General features: G+C 63.5%; 16 protein-coding genes. 9 read left to right on the top strand and 7 right to left on the bottom strand.

The window, feature by feature from the left end; genetic code table 11:
* Positions 1-6 precede the first annotated feature (6 nt).
* Positions 7-1362: a hypothetical protein gene (locus FJ950_RS10770; protein ID WP_246681303.1), complete on the bottom strand. Its 1356-nt coding sequence runs from the start codon at positions 1360-1362 to the stop codon at positions 7-9.
* On the opposite strand from FJ950_RS10770, the gene FJ950_RS10765 reads away from it, so the two are divergent.
* Positions 1294-2109 (top strand): hypothetical protein, encoded by an 816-nt coding sequence (locus tag FJ950_RS10765; protein WP_246681302.1) that lies wholly within the window; start codon positions 1294-1296, stop codon positions 2107-2109. The genes FJ950_RS10770 and FJ950_RS10765 overlap by 69 nt on opposite strands.
* Here FJ950_RS10765 and FJ950_RS10760 read toward each other — a convergent pair.
* Both FJ950_RS10760 and FJ950_RS10755 read right to left on the bottom strand, forming a co-directional pair.
* On the bottom strand, positions 2096-2875 hold the full coding sequence (locus tag FJ950_RS10760; RefSeq protein WP_140616767.1) for a phosphodiesterase: 780 nt from the start codon (positions 2873-2875) through the stop codon (positions 2096-2098). The two genes, FJ950_RS10765 and FJ950_RS10760, sit on opposite strands and share 14 nt — an antisense overlap.
* A gap of 66 nt (positions 2876-2941) precedes the next feature.
* Positions 2942-3730: a 3-hydroxybutyrate dehydrogenase gene (locus FJ950_RS10755; protein WP_140616766.1), complete on the bottom strand. Its 789-nt coding sequence runs from the start codon at positions 3728-3730 to the stop codon at positions 2942-2944.
* 244 nt (positions 3731-3974) lie between these two features.
* Between FJ950_RS10755 and FJ950_RS10750 the strand changes: the two genes are divergently transcribed.
* Together FJ950_RS10750 and FJ950_RS10745 are read left to right on the top strand one after the other, a co-directional pair.
* On the top strand, positions 3975-4763 hold the full coding sequence (locus FJ950_RS10750) for an acetoacetate decarboxylase (RefSeq protein ID WP_140616765.1): 789 nt from the start codon (positions 3975-3977) through the stop codon (positions 4761-4763).
* Positions 4756-5916, top strand: coding sequence for a patatin-like phospholipase family protein (locus FJ950_RS10745; protein WP_140616764.1), 1161 nt, complete (start codon positions 4756-4758; stop codon positions 5914-5916). The genes FJ950_RS10750 and FJ950_RS10745 overlap by 8 nt, the downstream gene beginning before the upstream one ends.
* Positions 5917-5971: 55 nt before the next feature.
* Here FJ950_RS10745 and FJ950_RS10740 read toward each other — a convergent pair whose 3' ends face one another.
* The 3 genes from FJ950_RS10740 to FJ950_RS10730 all read right to left on the bottom strand — a co-directional run bounded on the left by FJ950_RS10740 (position 5972) and on the right by FJ950_RS10730 (position 10017).
* The gene (locus FJ950_RS10740; RefSeq protein ID WP_181171162.1) at positions 5972-6997 is read right to left on the bottom strand and encodes a transporter; all 1026 of its coding nucleotides are present in this window, start codon (positions 6995-6997) and stop codon (positions 5972-5974) included.
* 89 nt (positions 6998-7086) lie between these two features.
* Entirely contained in the window at positions 7087-8697 is a 1611-nt protein-coding gene (locus tag FJ950_RS10735; protein WP_140616762.1) for an inorganic phosphate transporter, read from the bottom strand.
* Positions 8698-8802: 105 nt separating this feature from the next.
* Positions 8803-10017 carry an ROK family transcriptional regulator gene (locus tag FJ950_RS10730; RefSeq protein WP_140616761.1) on the bottom strand — a complete coding sequence of 405 codons (1215 nt, stop codon included), beginning with the start codon at positions 10015-10017 and terminating at the stop codon, positions 8803-8805.
* Between the two features lie 217 nt (positions 10018-10234).
* Here FJ950_RS10730 and FJ950_RS10725 point away from each other — a divergent pair, with 217 nt between their 5' ends.
* The 6 genes from FJ950_RS10725 to ugpC all read left to right on the top strand — a co-directional run bounded on the left by FJ950_RS10725 (position 10235) and on the right by ugpC (position 16413).
* Positions 10235-11473 (top strand): extracellular solute-binding protein, encoded by a 1239-nt coding sequence (locus FJ950_RS10725; RefSeq protein ID WP_140616760.1) that lies wholly within the window; start codon positions 10235-10237, stop codon positions 11471-11473.
* A gap of 187 nt (positions 11474-11660) precedes the next feature.
* Positions 11661-12545, top strand: a complete 885-nt coding sequence (locus FJ950_RS10720) for a sugar ABC transporter permease (protein WP_015315439.1) — start codon at positions 11661-11663, stop codon at positions 12543-12545.
* Positions 12545-13390: a carbohydrate ABC transporter permease gene (locus tag FJ950_RS10715; RefSeq protein ID WP_140616759.1), complete on the top strand. Its 846-nt coding sequence runs from the start codon at positions 12545-12547 to the stop codon at positions 13388-13390. Before FJ950_RS10720 ends, FJ950_RS10715 begins: the two co-directional genes overlap by 1 nt.
* Positions 13387-14409, top strand: coding sequence for an SIS domain-containing protein (locus FJ950_RS10710; protein ID WP_140616758.1), 1023 nt, complete (start codon positions 13387-13389; stop codon positions 14407-14409). The genes FJ950_RS10715 and FJ950_RS10710 overlap by 4 nt, the downstream gene beginning before the upstream one ends.
* The gene (locus FJ950_RS10705; RefSeq protein WP_140616757.1) at positions 14409-15350 is read left to right on the top strand and encodes a PfkB family carbohydrate kinase; all 942 of its coding nucleotides are present in this window, start codon (positions 14409-14411) and stop codon (positions 15348-15350) included. Before FJ950_RS10710 ends, FJ950_RS10705 begins: the two co-directional genes overlap by 1 nt.
* Entirely contained in the window at positions 15337-16413 is a 1077-nt protein-coding gene (gene ugpC, locus FJ950_RS10700; RefSeq protein ID WP_140616756.1) for a sn-glycerol-3-phosphate ABC transporter ATP-binding protein UgpC, read from the top strand. Before FJ950_RS10705 ends, ugpC begins: the two co-directional genes overlap by 14 nt.
* A gap of 54 nt (positions 16414-16467) precedes the next feature.
* Here the strand turns inward: ugpC and FJ950_RS10695 are convergent, their stop codons facing one another.
* Positions 16468-17001: a TetR/AcrR family transcriptional regulator gene (locus FJ950_RS10695; protein WP_015315434.1), complete on the bottom strand. Its 534-nt coding sequence runs from the start codon at positions 16999-17001 to the stop codon at positions 16468-16470.
* Between the last annotated feature and the right edge of the window lie 118 nt (positions 17002-17119).

The raw sequence follows: 17119 nt of genomic DNA, 5'->3' as shown, positions 1-17119 counted from the left end.
GGGAATCTACTTCACCAGATTTCTGGCGGTCTCGAACACATCCGGATCCACCTTCAACTGCTCCGAGACAAGCCGGCTTATGTCTTCGCCGCTGGTGGCGTTGACGGTCATTTCGCTAAGCTTGCCGATGTCGGCCAGGAACGCCTTATCCCTGACCATCTCCATATATCCCTTGCGCAGCGTTTCGACCGTCTCCTTGGGCGTGCCCGGCGGGACAACCAACGGATGATGGAACTGCAAAGCGGTCTCGATCAGCGCGGCCGCTTCCCGGACCTTCGGGTCGTCGATCCTAGCAGTGAACTTCTCCTGGCCTGCAACGATGCCCTGGCCGAAGGTACCAATGAGGTTGAGCGCGTCGCGGTTTTCGGAGATGTTGTAACTGGAGACTCCGCACATTCCGGCGATCTCGCCTCGCTGCATCGCCAGTTCGATATCGGCTGTGCCTTCAAAGCCGGTGACGACCTTGAACTTTGCCTTCAAGCCGTTCTTGACCAGCGCCGCGAAAATATAGGTCACGCTGCTCTTGCCGGTCGCCCCAATCAGGAAATCGGACTGCAGGAACTTGTCCATCGTGTCGACGCCGGAACTCTTGGCCGTCAGGCAATAGGCCGGCTCGTTGACGAGCGAGCCAATCCATTGCAGGGCAAGCGGATCGAAATTGGCTTTCTGGGGATCGAGCACCGGCGCATATGACATGGCTTCGCTGACGGAAGCGATGACGCTGCCGTCGGCCGGCTCGCTGCCCAACACCATCTTGGTGAGCTTCAGGCTGCCGCCCCCGGGCACATTCTGGACGACTATATCCGGATTGCCGGGAAGGAACCGGCCGAAGTGGCGAGCGATCAGCCGCGATGTCTGGTCATAGCCCCCGCCGGGGCCATAGCCGACCTTGATCGTGATTGTCTTGAATTCGACCGCTTGCGCCCGGGCGCCCGTGGCAAAGACAATGCTGGCGGCAACGAAGGGAATGGCGCGCAATGCGCGGAAGATCGCAACCAACATATCAACCCCGTGCAGAACCGGATGGCGTTTTAGCGCTACGATGTCGCGATTGATAGCGCCCGCGACCAGATCAGGTTGAAATACAGCATGCGTGTACGACAAGCCGGTGGTCGCAAAAATTCTCGCGGCTCCAGGCCGGGGTTGTGGGAAGATGAGCTTCGCCTTATGGGAGCATGCATCCGATTTGGAGCAATGGCGAAGTTTGTAATGAGCTGGAAGCCGGCCAAGGGCCTTGTTGATCTGCTGAACCACAACTGGCCTGTCAGAAAGGCCAAGGCTTTTCGCAACGCCTTGATTGAGCGTGATTTTCGCGGGCGCGGCGTTCCCGAAGGCCTGAAATTCACCGAGGAGCTGCTGCAAACCGGTTCCCGGCGCTTCTGCTTTGTCATAGCCTTCAACACGCCCTGGGTCATCGATGCGCTCACCCGAGCCTGGCAATTGTATTCCTCTGGGATGACGCTGGTGGTCATCGACAATTCATCCGATCGATCGGCAAGGGTGCGTATCGCGGACATCTGCCGGGCGCGAAAAATCGCTTATTTCGGTCTGCCCCGGAACCGGGAGAGCCATCCCAACCGATCGCACGGGATATCCATGAACTGGATCTTCCACAACATCGTTCGGCCTTTGCGGCCGGAGCTTTTCGGATTTCTGGATCACGACTGCTTTCCGACCGTCCCCGTGGACATCGCCGCGACGATGGAGGGAAAAATCGTCCACGGCTCAAAGCGCCCAGCGCAAGCGGACCCCGAGGCCTGGTTCATGTGGGCTGGGTTCTGCTTCTTCCGCTTCAGCGCCGTGCAAGGACTGGACCTGGACTTCACACCGCGTTTTGTCAGCGGAATGGACACCGGCGGCGGAAACTGGAGCCTGCTGTATCGCGGACTTGGCGAGAACGATGTTTCCGATGCGCAAAAGACGGCAGCCGATCTCGATGTTGATGGGATGGAAGCGGACCATCGGATGCTGGGCGGCGCCTTTTTCCACGTCGGCGGCGCCTCGCACAGAAAATTGGTCATGACCCCACAGTATCGGCGGCTGATCTCCGATTATGTATGGGAGACCCATCTTGGCGGCGGCGAAAGCCGCCTCGTCAAGGATCCTTGACCGGCTCGGGCCGGCCCGTCTCAAAATCGTGGAAATGGACGACCACTCCATCCGCATCGATGAAGATGACGGCATAGGCGGGCGGCTCGTGGCCCAGCCGCCAGCTGTCCGAAAAATCGAGGGCGCTCTGATGATTGGTGCTGCGCAGCGTGCTGACCGGTATGCCGCGCCAGCTGCCGGCGATCAGCCTGTGGACATGGCCGGCAAAGATGTGGCCGACATTGCCGTGGCGCCGGAGAATGTCATGGAAGGCATCGGCGTCGGCGAGCCTGACCTCGTCGAGCACCGGCATGTGAATGCGGAACGGCGGGTGGTGCATGAAGAGGAAGACCGGCCTGTCGCGCGCTTCGTGCAGCTTCTCGTCCAGCCAGTCGAGACGGGCCGCGCACAGCCTGCCCTCGACATGTCCGCTGTCCAGCGTGTCGAGCAGGATCAGGCGGCCATCGCCGCCATCGAAAACGCTCTGGACAAACCCGCGCTCGGCCGGCGCTTCCGGGAACATTTCGAGAAAAAGCGCCCTGTCGTCGTGGTTGCCGAGCATCAGCCGGCAAGGCGGCACGAACCGCGCCAGCGCCCCTCGCAACGCCGCATAGGCCGCGCGCTCGCCATCATTGCTCAGGTCGCCTGATATCACCACCAGGTCGGCATCGGCATGGTTCCTGCCGATATCCGCCAGGCAGGCTTCCAGCCGCGCGAGCGGATCGGAACCGTAGAGAAGGCCACCCGGCGGCATCAGATGCGGATCGGAGAGCTGGATGATTTTCATGGGCCGCGCACTGCCTTCCTGCCGGCGCCCTGGCGTTGGCCTGAAGGCGGCATGTTTCGACCAATTTTACTGTGCCGTCCAGCCGCCATCCATCGGTAACGTCGTGCCGGTGATCTGCCTGGCCGCATCCGAGCACAGGAACAATGCCAGTGCCGCAAGCTCTTCGACAGTAACGAATTCCTTGGTCGGCTGCGCCGCCAGCAGCACGTCGTGCTTGACCTGTTCCTCGGTCATGCCGCGCGCCTTCATCGTGTCGGGGATCTGCTTTTCGACCAGCGGCGTCCAGACATAGCCAGGCGCGATCGCGTTCACGGTGATGCCGTCCTGCGCGACTTCCAGCGCCACCGTCTTGGTCAGGCCTGCTATGCCGTGCTTGGCCGAGACATAGGCCGACTTGAACGGCGAGGCGACCAGCGCGTGCGCGGAAGCCGTGTTGATGATGCGGCCCCATTTGCGTGCCTTCATGCCGGGCACCACCGCCTTGATGGCGTAGAAGGCGGCCAAAAGGTTGATGCGGATGATGGCTTCCCATTTGTCGTCGGGAAACTCCTCGATCGGCGCCACATGCTGGATGCCCGCATTGTTGACCAGTATGTCGAGGCTGCCGAGCGCCTCTTCCGCGTCATGGATCATGGCGGTGACCGCGGCGCCATCCATCATGTTGGCATCGGAATAGCGGCACTTGACGCCGAAATCCTTCTCGATGCCGGCGCGCTCCCGCTCGATGGCGGCAGCATCGCCAAGACCGTTGATGGTAACGTTGGCGCCCTCGGCGGCAAAGGCGCGGGCGATTGCCAGGCCGATACCGCTGGTCGAGCCGGTGACGAGGGCATTCTTCGAAGACAGGGAACCCATGGGAAATCTCGCGCGAGGTGGGAGGGAACATGACGATATAATTGTGCGTCGCAGCATGACAATGGCAGAGCCATGTGTCGATGCGATTACAGCCAGACGACAACGCCTGCTTGTCCTCGCCCGGTTCGGAAACCATGGTCGTTAGGCTGACACGGCACTGTCATGGTGCCGTGCAACATAACCGTTGCGCATTCGCGCGGTCCTTCCTGAATGAATTCGTCCGACAGAACCTTGGGGCACCAGCATGGAAATCGCCGATGTCGTGAAGCGCGCCTATGCGATGCCGCTCACCAATCCCTCATTCCCGCCGGGTCCCTATCGCTTCTTCGACCGCGAATACATCATCATCACCTATCGCACGACACGCGAGGCGCTCGAGGCCGTCGTGCCGGCGCCGCTGGAAATCGACGAGCCGCTGGTCAAGTACGAATTCATCCGCATGCCGGACTCCACCGGCTTCGGCGACTACACCGAGACCGGTCAGGTCATTCCCGTGCGCTACAAGGGCCAGCATGGCGGCTACGTCCATTCGATGTATCTCGACGATGACGCGCCGATTGCCGGCGGTCGCGAGCTGTGGGGGTTTCCAAAGAAACTCGCCAATCCCAAGATCGTCCATGAAGGCGAGGTGATCGTCGGCACGCTGCACTATGGCAGCGTTCTGTGCGCCACCGGCACGATGGGCTACAAGCATCGTGAGGCTGATCATGACCAGGTGCTCGCCTCGCTCGCCGCCCCCAATTTCCTGATCAAGATCATCCCCCATGTCGACGGCACGCCGCGCATCTGCGAGCTGGTCCGCTACTACCTCACCGATATCACGCTGAAGGAAGCGTGGACGGCGCCCGCCGCGCTCGACCTGCGGCCCCATGTCATGGCCGACGTGGCGAAGCTGCCCGTGCTCGACATCGTGTCGGCGGTTCACTTCAAGGCCGATCTGACGCTCGGCCTGGGCGAAGTCGTGCATGATTACCTCGCTGACCACAGCCGATCCGCTGCCAGCGCAACCCAGCTGGAGAAAGTCAGTGCTTGATCGTAACCGCAACAAGGCAGCCGCCGCCACCATCGAGGAAATCACGGCGCAGTATGACCGTATCGCGCTGGTCTTTCAGGGCGGCGGCGCGCTCGGCGCCTATCAGGCAGGGGTCTATCAGGCGCTGGCCGATGCCGGCTGCGAGCCGACCTGGCTATCCGGCGTCTCCATCGGCGCCATCAATGCCGCGATCATCGCAGGCAACGAGCCGAGCCGCCGGCTGCAGCGGCTGGAACAGTTCTGGCAGACGATTTCCGGCCGCAAGATCTGGTCCTATACGCCCGAAGGCGACATCTACCGCGATATCCGCAACCAGACCTCATCGTTGATGACGATGACGATGGGGCAGCCCGGCTTCTTCAAGCCGCGCAATCCGAATCCCTGGTTCCAGCTGTCGGGCGCCGAAGGCGCCACCAGCTTCTACGACACCGCCGAATTGAAGGACACGCTGGAGAGCCTGATCGACTTCGACGTGCTGAATGACGGCAAGAAGCGGCTGAGCGTCGGCGCTGTCAATGTCAGGACCGGTAACTTCGTCTATTTCGACACCGAGAAGGTGCGCATCGAGCCGGAGCATATCATGGCCAGCGGTGCGCTGCCGCCGGCCTTTCCTTCGATCCGCATCGAGGGCGAGTACTATTGGGATGGTGGCATCGTCTCCAACACGCCGCTGCAATACCTGCTCGACCAGGAAGAGGACCGTTCCTCGCTGGTCTTCCAGGTCGATCTGTTCAGCGCCCGCGGCGTGCTGCCGCGCGGCATGGCCGACGTGCTGTCGCGCCACAAGGACATCATGTATTCGAGCCGCACGCGGCAGAACACCGACAATTTCGAGCGCATCCATGCGCTGAAGATGAAGCTGCTCGATGCGCTGAAGCGCGTGCCGTCGGAGCAGCTCAGGGAAGGCGAGCAGGAGTTGATCGCCGACTATTCCAACGCCGGCGTCGTCAACATCGTCCACCTGATCTACCAGCACAAAGGCTATGAGGGCCACGCCAAGGACTATGAGTTTTCGGGCACCTCGATGCGCGAGCATTGGGAGATGGGCCTCGAGGACACCGAGCGCACGTTGCGTCACAAGAAATGGCTGATGCTGCCGACCAATGCCGACGGCGTCACCATCCACGACTTGCATCGCGAAGATCCGACCTGAGCGACCCAAGAGCGGTTTTCCGCTTCCTCGGAACGCAGAGCCTGTCTATTTTGGCTCAGAACCTAAGATTGGCGCCGGCTCTCAGCAGGAGCCAGTAGAACAGGCCGGTCGCGCCCGCCGCGATCAACAGCGCCAGTTCGAATCCGCCCGGCGTTTGCGTAAGCGGCAGCCCGGCGGTGTTCATGCCGAACATGCCGACAATCAGCGAGCCCGGCAGAAGCAGCGCGCTCATCACAGCCAGCGCCTTAAGGCTGCGGTTGGATTCGTCCGCGAGCTCGGCGGCGACCTCCTCCTGCAACAGCCGTGCACGGTCGTTGACCATGACGACTTCGCGGTCGAGCCTTTCCAGCCGCGTGGTAAGCCGGCGCAGGATCTCGTGCGCCCCCGCCGACAGCTTCCAGTCCGAGCGGTCCTCGTCCTGGAAAAGTGCCGCCAGCGCCGAGATCGGGCGGTGCAGGGAGACCGCCAGACGGCGAACATCTTTCAGCCGCCGCCTTTCGTCGGCAAGCCGCTCGGTCACCAAATGATCTTCCACTTCGTCGAGCCGCTTGGTGGCGGCAGCGAGCCGCAGGCTGGTGCTGCTGCAGAACGCCAGCACGATCGCCTCGAAAAGTTCGAAGGCGGTGGCGGGCCGCAGCCCCGCGGCCAGCGCCTCGTGCACCTCCTCGACCGCTGCCAGCGAATGGCGGCGGCCGGTCACCAGCAGCCGCTCCGAGACCGCGAAGCGCAATCTCCCGATGGTGGTCGACTGACGCGCGATTTCGCTGTGCAGGTCGGCGGAAATGCCATGGACGACACCATCCTCATGCGCCAGCGCGGGGCTGTCCTCATGGCCTTCGAGGATCGCGTTGGCCGAGGCCGGCAAGGCGCAGGCGTGGCTGACCCAGGAATGGGCGCGCTGGTCGACGAGATCGACATGCAGCCAGACCCAGCCTTCACGCATCGCCAGTGCCGCGTTGATATCGCGCGGAGCAAGCGCCACTGGGGTTTTGCCTGGCAAGCCGTGATAGGCCCAGACCAGGCCAGGCGCCGGATGCTGGTCGTCGACGGCAAGCAGGGTCAGATGCGATGCGTCGTTCATGACTGCCGCCCGAAATCGTCGCGAACCTGTCGCCGGAAAACGAGACGGCGCCAATGTGGCGCCGTCGGTAGTGTTGTCGCCTCTGACGCTCAGAACACCTGGCGGAAGAGGATGAACAGCACGAAGGCCAGGGTGATAGAGCAGGGCAGGGTCAGCACCCAGGCGAGCAGCAGGTTGCGCACCGTCGACCATTGCAGGCCCGAGCCGTTGGCCGCCATGGTTCCGGCGACGCCGGACGACAGCACATGGGTCGTCGACACCGGCAGACCCAGACGGTCGGCCATGCCGATGGTGACCATCGCCACGAGTTCGGCGGCAGCGCCCTGGCCATAGGTCAGGTGGCTCTTCCCGATCTTCTCGCCGACCGTGACGACGATGCGTTTCCAGCCGACCATGGTGCCCAGGCCAAGCGCCAGGGCCACCGCGACCTTCACCCAGATCGGGATGAACTTCGTCGCGTTGTCGACGGCCTTGTGATAGTCGGTGACCGCCTTGAGATCGGCGGCCTCCATCGGCAGCAGCTGCTTCTTGTCGATCAATTTCAGCGCCTCGCCGATCAGATAGATGTCGTTGCGGGCGTTGCTGACCAGATCGGTCGGCACGGTGTCGACCGAAGCGTAAGGCTGCAGCTCGGCCGTCGTGTTGTGGATGTAGCTCTGCAGAGCGACGGTCGTCTTGTCGCTCCAGCTCCGGGTGCGCACGGCATCCTGCACGGCAGCCTTGGCATCCTTCGCATCGGCGACGGTGACACCGGGCTTCACATATTTGCCCAGCGCGGTCTCCACGCCGACCGAAGCCGACTTGTAAGCTTCGAGATAGTTGATGTCGGGCGTGCGGTTGAGCGCGTAGGCCGTCGGCACCACGCCGATCAGGATCAGCATGATCAGGCCCATGCCCTTCTGGCCGTCATTGGAGCCATGCGCGAAGCTGACGCCGGTGCAGGTGAAGATCAGCAGCGCGCGGATCCACCAGGGCGGCGGCGCATTGCCTTTCGGCGCCTCGTAGAGCGCCGGATTGCGGACGAGAAGCTTCATCGCGTAGAGCAGGACCGCCGCGGCGAAGAAGCCGATGATCGGCGACACCAGCAAGGTCACGCCGACATTGGTCGCCTGCGACCAGTCGACGCCGCTGGTAGCGCTGCCGGCAGGTGCCATGAACTGGTTGGCGAGGCCGACACCTATGATCGAACCGACCATCGTGTGCGAGCTCGACGCCGGCAGGCCGAGGAACCAGGTGCCGAGGTTCCACAGGATGGCGGCCACCAGCAGTGCGAACACCATGGCAAAGCCGGAGGAAGAACCGACCTGCAGGATCAGCTCGACCGGCAGCAGCGACAGGATGCCGAAGGCGACCGCGCCGCTGGAAGTGAGAACCCCGAGGAAATTGAAGGCGCCCGACCACATGACGGCGAACTCCGCCGGCAGCGAGCGTGTGTAGATGACGGTCGCCACCGCATTGGCGGTGTCATGGAACCCGTTGACGAATTCGAAGCCGAGCGCGATCAGCAAGGCGATGCCGAGCAGGATCCACGGCACCGTCTTGGCCACCGCCAGGTCCTGGCTAAGCGCGTAGCCGACATAGACCACGCCGACCAGCACCAGCACACCGAAGACCGGCAGGAACCACTTCGCGCCACCCGAACTATCCAGCGGATGATCCGGCCTTGGAATGCCCGCCTCACTAGAAACTATGTCCACCATGTCCCACTCCTATTGCATTGCAGCAAAGAACTGGAAAAGACGCTATGTCCGGACGATGAACCCTGTGTGACGCCGGGAGAGGCTTGGCCTTACGCGCGGTCGCCTTCAGGCGGGACCGGAGCGTGTCTTCAGGATCGCCGAGAACAGCGGATCGAAGGCGCGGCTGATCGGCGCCGCTGCGGCTCCCAACGCAATCGACCAGGGATCCGTGGTGCCGAGCTGCAGGCGCGGCAAGGTCCGGCCTGGCCGGTCGGCGATCGACGAAAGCAGCGGATGCATGGCCTCGACGAGCCGGCGCGCCAGCGCTTCCGGCGCGCCGCTGGTCAGGATTACTGTCTGCGGGTCGAAGATGGTTTCGATGAGATGCACGCTCCAGCGCAGATCATGGGCCGCGCCCTCGATCCAGCGCATGATCTTCACATCACCCGCCGCGGCCAGCGCGCCGATCTTTCCGTAGAGGTCCTCGTCGGCGGGATCGAGGCCAAGATGCTGGTAGAGCGAGGCGAGCGACGCGCGATGTTCGAGCGGTGTCGAGCCGGGACCGGCCGGCGACAGCAAGGCCATGCCGATTTCGCCGGCATTGCCATGGCCGCCGCTGTACAGTTCGCCGTTGAGGATCAGTCCGGCGCCAATGCCATAGCCGACATAAAGACACACTGCGTGGTCGACGCCGTGCGCGGCGCCGACGATGCGCTCGGCCGTCGCACAGGCGGCGGCATCGTTCTGCAGGCCGACATTCAGTCCCGTGCCCTTGGCCAGCATGTCCAGCAGCGGAAACTTCTGCCAGGCCGGCATCATCCATTTGTCATCCGAATTTTTCAGGCCGAACGGTCCGGGCATGGCGACACCCAGGCCGACGAGGCGTTTTTCCGACTGCGACGAGATACCGGCCAGTTCGCGCCGGACGCCATCGATCAGGCCGAGGATCACCTCGACGCCCCTGGAGGGCTCATCGAAAGGCAGGTTCGCCTCGGCCCGCGCCAGCACGCGGCCCATCAGGTCGACCGCGACCGCCCGCGTCAGGTGACGGTCGATCTGAAGGCCGATGGCGAAAGCGCCTTCAGGCACCAGCCTGTAGGGGGTCGACGGTTGCCCCCTGCCCTTGCGCACCGCATCGAGCGCAACGACCAGGCCGTCGCGTTCCAGGTCCTCGATGATGTTGGAAACCGCCTGCTTGGTGAGCTGCGTCGCCCGCGCCAGATCGGCCCGCGACAGCGCGCCGTTGAGACGCAGCGCCTCGACCATGACACGGCGGTTATGCGCGCTCGTGCCTTCCTGGTTGGTGCCGCTCTTGGCACGAATTGGGCTGATGTCGTCCACCGGCGTTTCCCCTCTTGACACCATTAGAATATTGATCGACTAATTAAGTCAAGCGACTTGACTTAATGTGAACCGACCACCGCAAAACAAGATGGCCAAGGCTTCCGCCTGCCGCCACTGGTCAGCCGGCACCATCAGGTCACGCGACATGGATCCGGGAAGACGATGCCAAACATCTGGCAGCGCCGGCCCGTCAACGCTGCAATGGGAGAAGAAAATGCTTAAGACGATCCCCAAGACACTGGTCGGCGCGGTTTTTGCCGGAGGACTGTTCGTCCCCCAAGCTTTCGCCGAGACGACGCTCAACGCGCTTTTCATGGCGCAGGCCGCCTACAGCGAGGCTGACGTGCGTGCGATGACGGACGCCTTCACCAAGGCCAATCCGGACGTCAAGGTCAATCTCGAATTCGTCCCCTATGAGGGCCTGCACGACAAGACCGTGCTCGCCCAGGGGTCGGGCGGAGGCTATGACGTCGTCCTCTTCGACGTCATCTGGCCGGCCGAATACGCCACCAACAAGGTTCTGGTCGATGTGTCTTCCAAGATCACCGACGACATGAAGAAGGGCGTGTTGCCCGGCGCCTGGACCACGGTGCAGTATGACGGCAAGTCCTATGGCATGCCGTGGATCCTCGACACCAAATACCTGTTTTACAACAAGGATATCCTGGAAAAGGCCGGCATCAAGGCCCCGCCGAAGACCTGGGAAGAGCTCGGCGCACAAGCCAAGATCATCCAGGACAAAGGCCTGCTGAAGACGCCGATCGCGTGGAGCTGGTCGCAGGCGGAAGCGGCCATCTGCGACTACACCACGCTGGTCAGCGCCTATGGCGGCGACTTCCTCAAGGACGGCAAGCCGGACTTCCAGAATGGCGGCGGCCTGCTGGCCCTGAAATACATGGTCGACAGCTACAAGTCGGGTCTCACCAATCCCAATTCCAAGGAATTCCTCGAAGAGGACGTGCGCAAGGTTTTCGAAAACGGCGATGCCGCCTTCGCGCTGAACTGGACCTACATGTACAACATGGCCAACGACCCGAAGGACTCGAAGGTGGCCGGCAAGGTCGGCGTCGTGCCGGCGCCGGGCGTTGCCGGCACCAGCGAAGTGTCGGCCGTCAACGGTTCGATGGGTCTCGGCGTCACCGCGGTCTCGAAGCATCCGGACGAAGCCTGGAAGTACATCACCTTCATGACCTCGCAGGCGACGCAGAACCAATACGCCAAGCTCTCGCTGCCGATCTGGGCCTCGTCCTATGACGACCCTACGGTCACCAAGGGCCAGGAAGAACTGATCGCCGCTGCCAAGCTCGGTCTGGCTGCCATGTATCCGCGTCCGACCACGCCGAAATACCAGGAGCTGTCGACCGCGCTGCAGCAGGCAATCCAGGAATCGCTGCTCGGGACGTCTTCGCCGGAAGACGCCCTGAAGACCGCCGCGCAGAACAGCGGCCTCTGAGACAAGCCAGTCGTTCGATACGGGCGGCACTACAGCGTTGCGTCCCTTATGACGCGCAAGAAACGCTGCAGCACTTTCTATCTTACGCATGATCCTTTCCGGAAATCGGCCTCCGATTTCCGGGGTCATGCGCGATTGCCGCCTGTACTATGTCCAGATCACAGATGAGAGAAGAGAGGCTGCTCTGATGTCGAGCACCTGGATGACGACCCGCGCATGGCTCCTGATGCTGCCTTTGCTCGTGGTCATGGTCGCCGTCATCGGCTGGCCGCTGGTCGATACGGTCGGGCTCTCCTTCACCGATGCCAAGCTGGTCGGCACGGCTGGCGATTTTGTCGGCTTCGACAATTATTCCAACATGCTGTCGAGCACCAACTTCTCGCGCACACTGATCACCACGACCCTGTTCGCGATTATTTCGGTTGCCGCCGAAATGGTGATCGGCGTCCTCGCCGCCCTGCTGCTCAACCAGGACTTTCGCGGCCGCGCAATCCTGCGCGCCCTGATGATCCTGCCCTGGGCATTGCCCACGGTGGTCAACGCCACGCTGTGGCGGCTGATCTACAATCCCGAATATGGCGCGCTGAATGCCGCCTTGACGCAGTTGCACCTCATCGACGCCTATCGGTCCTGGCTCGGTGAGCCGGGAACGGCGCTGGCTGCCCTCATCGTTGCGGACTGCTGGAAGAACTTTCCGCTGGTGGCGCTGATAGCGCTCGCCGCCCTCCAAGCGGTGCCGCGTGACATCACCGCCGCCTCGCTCGTCGATGGAGCAGGACCGTTCAACCGTTTCCGCTTCGTCATCCTGCCCTATCTTGCCGGCCCGCTGATGGTGGCGCTGGTGCTGCGCACCATCGAGGCCTTCAAGGTCTTCGATATCATTTGGGTGATGACACGCGGCGGTCCGGCAAACACCACGCGAACACTCTCGATCCTCGTCTACCAGGAAGCGTTCTCCTTCCAGCGCGCCGGTTCGGGCGCGTCGCTGGCGCTGATCGTCACCTTGCTCGTCACGCTGCTCGCCGTCGCCTATGCCGCCCTGGTGCGAAAGACCGCCGGGAGCGCCGCCTGATGGAGCGCAAGAGCGTCGCCTTCACCGTCTTCATTTATGCCTGCGCGTTGCTGCTTGCCGCGATCATTCTGGCGCCTATCGCCTGGCTGTTCATCATGAGCATTTCGCCGGCCGCCGATCTCGCCGCCAAGCCGCTGCGCTGGTGGCCGCAGGCAGCCGACTTCTCCCGCTACCGGCAATTGCTGTCGACGGCCGAAAACAGCGCCGGCGCCGCCTTCACCTCGTCGCTGCGCAACAGTCTTGAGATCGCCGCCATGGCGACGCTGGCGGCACTCGCCTTGGCCATCCCCGCCGGCTGGGCGGTTTCGCGCACACCGTCGATCGGCTGGTCGCTGTCGATGGTCATCGCCACCTACATGCTGCCGCCGGTGGCGCTCGCCGTACCGCTCTATATGGGCCTGTCGCATCTTGGCCTGCTCAACAATGTCTTCGGCCTGGCGCTTGTGTATCTCACCACGCTGGCGCCCTTCACCACCTGGCTGATGAAATCCGGCTTCGATTCCATCCCGCGCGAGATCGAGGCGGCGGCGATGATCGACGGCGCCGGCCTGTTCCAGACACTGCGCATCATCACATTGCCGCTGGCCGCGCCCGTGATGGCGACATCGGCGTTATTCGCCGTGCTGCTGGCCTGGGACGAATTCTTCTACGCGCTGCTGTTTACCTCCGACCAGCGCGCCAAGACGCTCACCGTCGCCATCGCCGATTTGGCCGGCGGCCGTGTTTCGGACTACGGATTGATTGCAACGGCTGGCGTGCTGGCCGCCTTGCCGCCGGTGCTGATCGGCCTCGTCATGCAGCGGGCACTGATCTCGGGCCTGACCAGCGGCGGTGTGAAAGGATGAACATGACTGCAGATAAAGAACGGCCGGCCGGACTGACCGCCATCGACCGCGAAATGGCGCGCCAGCACGCCGATGCGCGTGCTTCGTTCGAGAACAACGCTGCCATGGCGGCAGACGTCGCTGCTTCGATCAGGAAGACCGGCCGCATGCTTCTGCTTGGCATGGGCGGCTCGCATGCGGTCGGCCGTGCCGTCGAGCCGCTCTATCGTGCGCTCGGCATCGATGCGCTGGCGCTGCCACTGTCCGAGCAGCTCGGCCAGCCATTGCCGCTGGCGGACCGGACGGTGCTTGTGACTTCGCAATCCGGCGAGAGCGCCGAGGTCGTCAGATGGTTTGCACAGGCCGGCGGCAGCTCGGACGTTTTCGGCCTGACGCTCGAAGGCGGTTCTTTTCTTGCCCGCACCGCGCCTTGCCTTGTCGGCGCCGGCGGCACGGAGCTGGCCTTCGCCGCGACCCGCAGCCTGACCGTGACCCTGGCCCTGCACCTGGCCATCCTCGCGGCTCTGGGCGAGGATCCGGCTCCTGCCCTTGCCATGCTCGAAGCTCCGCAGGATTGCGATATCGCCCAAGCACTCGCCGCGCTTGGCAAGGTGGATACGATCGTCACCTCCGGCCGCCGCCTGCAGGGCGTGGCCGAAGCCCTGGCGCTTGGCCTGACCGAACTGTCGCGGCTGCCCTGCTTTTCGCTCGAGGGCGGCCAGTTGCGGCACGGGCCGATGGAGATGCTCGGCCTTCAGATCGGTGTTGTCTTGTTTCGCGGCGCCGACCCGACTTCGGAGCTGGTGACCGCGATGGCACTTTCGGTGGTCGAAGCCGGCGCGCCGCTGGTCATCTTCGACGCGTCCGGGCAAGCGTCGGTCGCCGGGGCCGTCACGCTCACGTTCAAACCAGCCGCGGGGATGGCCGCTATCCTCGCAATGCTGCCGGTGGCACAGCGCCTGATGATCGCCTTCGCGGACGGTCGCGTCGACAATGCGGGCACGCCGGTGCGCACCACCAAGATCACCAGGAGCGAGTGATGCGCCCGCTGGCGGTGATCGGCAACGTCAATGTCGACCTGATCGTCGGCCCGGTCGCGCCATGGCCGAAGGCGGGAACCGAGACCGTCGTCGACCATGACGAATTGCGCGTCGGCGGCCAGGCTGGCAACACCGGGCTCGCCTGGCAAGCGCTGGGCGTCGACTTTGCGATTGCCGCCAATGTCGGTGACGACCAGTTCGGCCGCTGGCTTGGTGAGGCTTTTGGCGTCCGCGCCGAGAAATGGGCTATCCGTCCCGAAGGCACGACATTGTCGGTCGGGATGACCCACCCCGATGGCGAACGGACCTTCTTCACCACACGCGGGCACTTGCCACGCTTCGGCCTCGCCGATGTCTTGTCGGTTCTCGACGGCCCCGCACTCTCCGGTGGCTACGCCCTGCTCTGCGGCTCCTTCCTGACGGAAGACCTCACGCGCGACTACAATGCTTTTTTCGACTGGGCAGACAGCCACGGCGTTGCCGTGGCACTCGATACAGGCTGGCCGATCGATGGCTGGACTGCGGCCAATTGCGCCGCGACGAGGACGTGGCTGTCGCGCTGCGCGCTGGCGCTGTTCAACGAGGTTGAGACGGTGACCCTGGCGGGGCTGCCAAGTCCGGCGGAAGCGGCGCGTGAAATTCGATCCAGCATGAGGCAAGGCGCGACCTTCGTCGTCAAGCGCGGGCCACGTGGCGCCATCGCCATCGGCCCGGACGGCACTCTCGTCGAAGCCGCCGCGCCGCCCGACGTCAGGGTGGTCGACACGATCGGTGCCGGCGACGTCTTCAATGCCGCCTTCCTGGCCGCATTGGCACAGGAACGGCCGCTGTCCGCTTGCCTCCGCGCCGCTACGCACGTCGCCTCGCGCGCCATTTCCACCTTGCCCCGCAACTATGGCGGGCCAGTGCAGTTTGAGGGTTCCATGCATGAGCGCGCTTGAAATCCGCGGCATCCGCAAGAGCTACGGCAGCGTCGAGACGCTGAAAGGCATCGACATCGCGCTGCAGAGCGGTGAATTCCTGGTGCTGCTCGGCTCCTCGGGCTGCGGAAAATCGACGCTTCTCAACATCATCGCCGGCCTTGCCGAGGCGACCAGCGGCGACGTCCTGATCGGTGGCCGCTCGATCCTCGGCGTCCACCCCAAGAACCGAGATATCGCCATGGTCTTCCAGTCCTACGCGCTCTATCCGAACCTGACCGTGCGCCGCAACATCGGCTTCGGACTGGAGATGCGCGGCGTCGCGGCCGACGAGCGCGACAGGGCGGTAAACGAAGCGGCAAGGCTGCTGCAGATCGAGGCTCTGCTCGACCGCAAGCCGAGTCAGCTTTCCGGCGGCCAGCGCCAGCGCGTCGCCATCGGCCGGGCCCTGGTGCGCAAGCCACAGGTCTTCCTGTTCGACGAGCCGCTGTCCAATCTCGACGCCAAACTGCGCCTGGAAATGCGCACGGAATTGAAGCGCCTGCACCAAATGCTGCGGACGACCGTCGTCTACGTCACCCATGATCAGATCGAGGCGATGACGCTGGCCAGCCGCATCGCCGTCATGCGCGACGGCCGGATCGAGCAGCTCGGCACCCCCGAGGAGATCTACAACGACCCGGCGACACTCTACGTCGCCGGCTTTGTCGGCGCGCCGTCGATGAACATGCTGCAGGCCACCGTCACCGACGGCAAGCTGGCCATTGCCGGATCCGATGTATGGATCCCCGTGCCGGCACGCTATGCGAATGCGGCGCGTGAGGGTGCACAAATGGTCGTCGGCATCAGGCCGGAAGCGCTGCGTGCGGCGACCGGAGCCGCCGCGGAGCTGTCACTGCCCGTGGAGATCGAGGTCGTCGAACTGACCGGCCCCGAGCTGGTCACCACGGCGCGGATCGGCACGCAACGGCTGACGGCCAGCTTGCCGCCGCGCGCCCAATTCGCCAAGGGCGAACAGCGCAACCTCGCCTTCGACGAGGCCGCGCTTCGCTTGTTCGATCCTTCGACGGGCAAGGCCCTGTAAGCGCCGTCGATTGAACGATCGCGGCAGCGTCGTCCTCCTCGCGCGCAGGCAAGCCTATTTGGCGATATCGAGAAGTGACGACACCAGCAGGTCCCGTTCGTCCTTTGACAGCACGTCGGAATCGAACAGGTTCATGCTGCGCAGCCCTTCGATGGCGAGATAGCAGACCAGAAGCGATTTGAGGTCCGGCGCCTCGCCCTTCAACCGCTCGAAAAGCTGCCGCTTGAATGTCTTGATCGGCATCATGAAATCGGGATCCTCGGCGATCGCCGAGAATATCCAGGATGCCGATGGCTGCTTCTCCTCGCAATCCTCGGCTGACAGCCTGATATAGACGGCGAGGGGATTTTTGCCCTTGTCGTTGCTGTTGGCGGATTCCAGCGCTTGCTCGAAATCGCGCAGATAGCCTTCGACCAAGCCTTGCATCAATTTCGCCTTGGTGGGGAAGTTGTAGAGCAGCCCGCCCTTCGACACGCCGGCGCGGTTGGCAACGGCATCGAGCGACAGGCTGCCGGGCCCGGATTCCCGGGCAACATCAGCCGCCGCGGCGAGAATCTTCTCGCGCGAGTTCGGTCGTTGGGCTCTCATGGCGCCTCCCATCGCAAGCTTAGGCCCAATTGACAAGACCGTCCAGACGGTACAGTAAGACCGCCACTATTTGAAATCGGGACCCGCAGTCGATATGTGTCCCGATGTCCGCGCTTCG

This window comes from Mesorhizobium sp. B2-3-14 (assembly GCF_006442175.1).
In the GTDB taxonomy this organism is placed as follows: domain Bacteria; phylum Pseudomonadota; class Alphaproteobacteria; order Rhizobiales; family Rhizobiaceae; genus Mesorhizobium; species Mesorhizobium australicum.
Note: the sequence above shows the minus strand (reverse complement) of the source record. Positions and strands in the feature narration are given on the sequence as shown.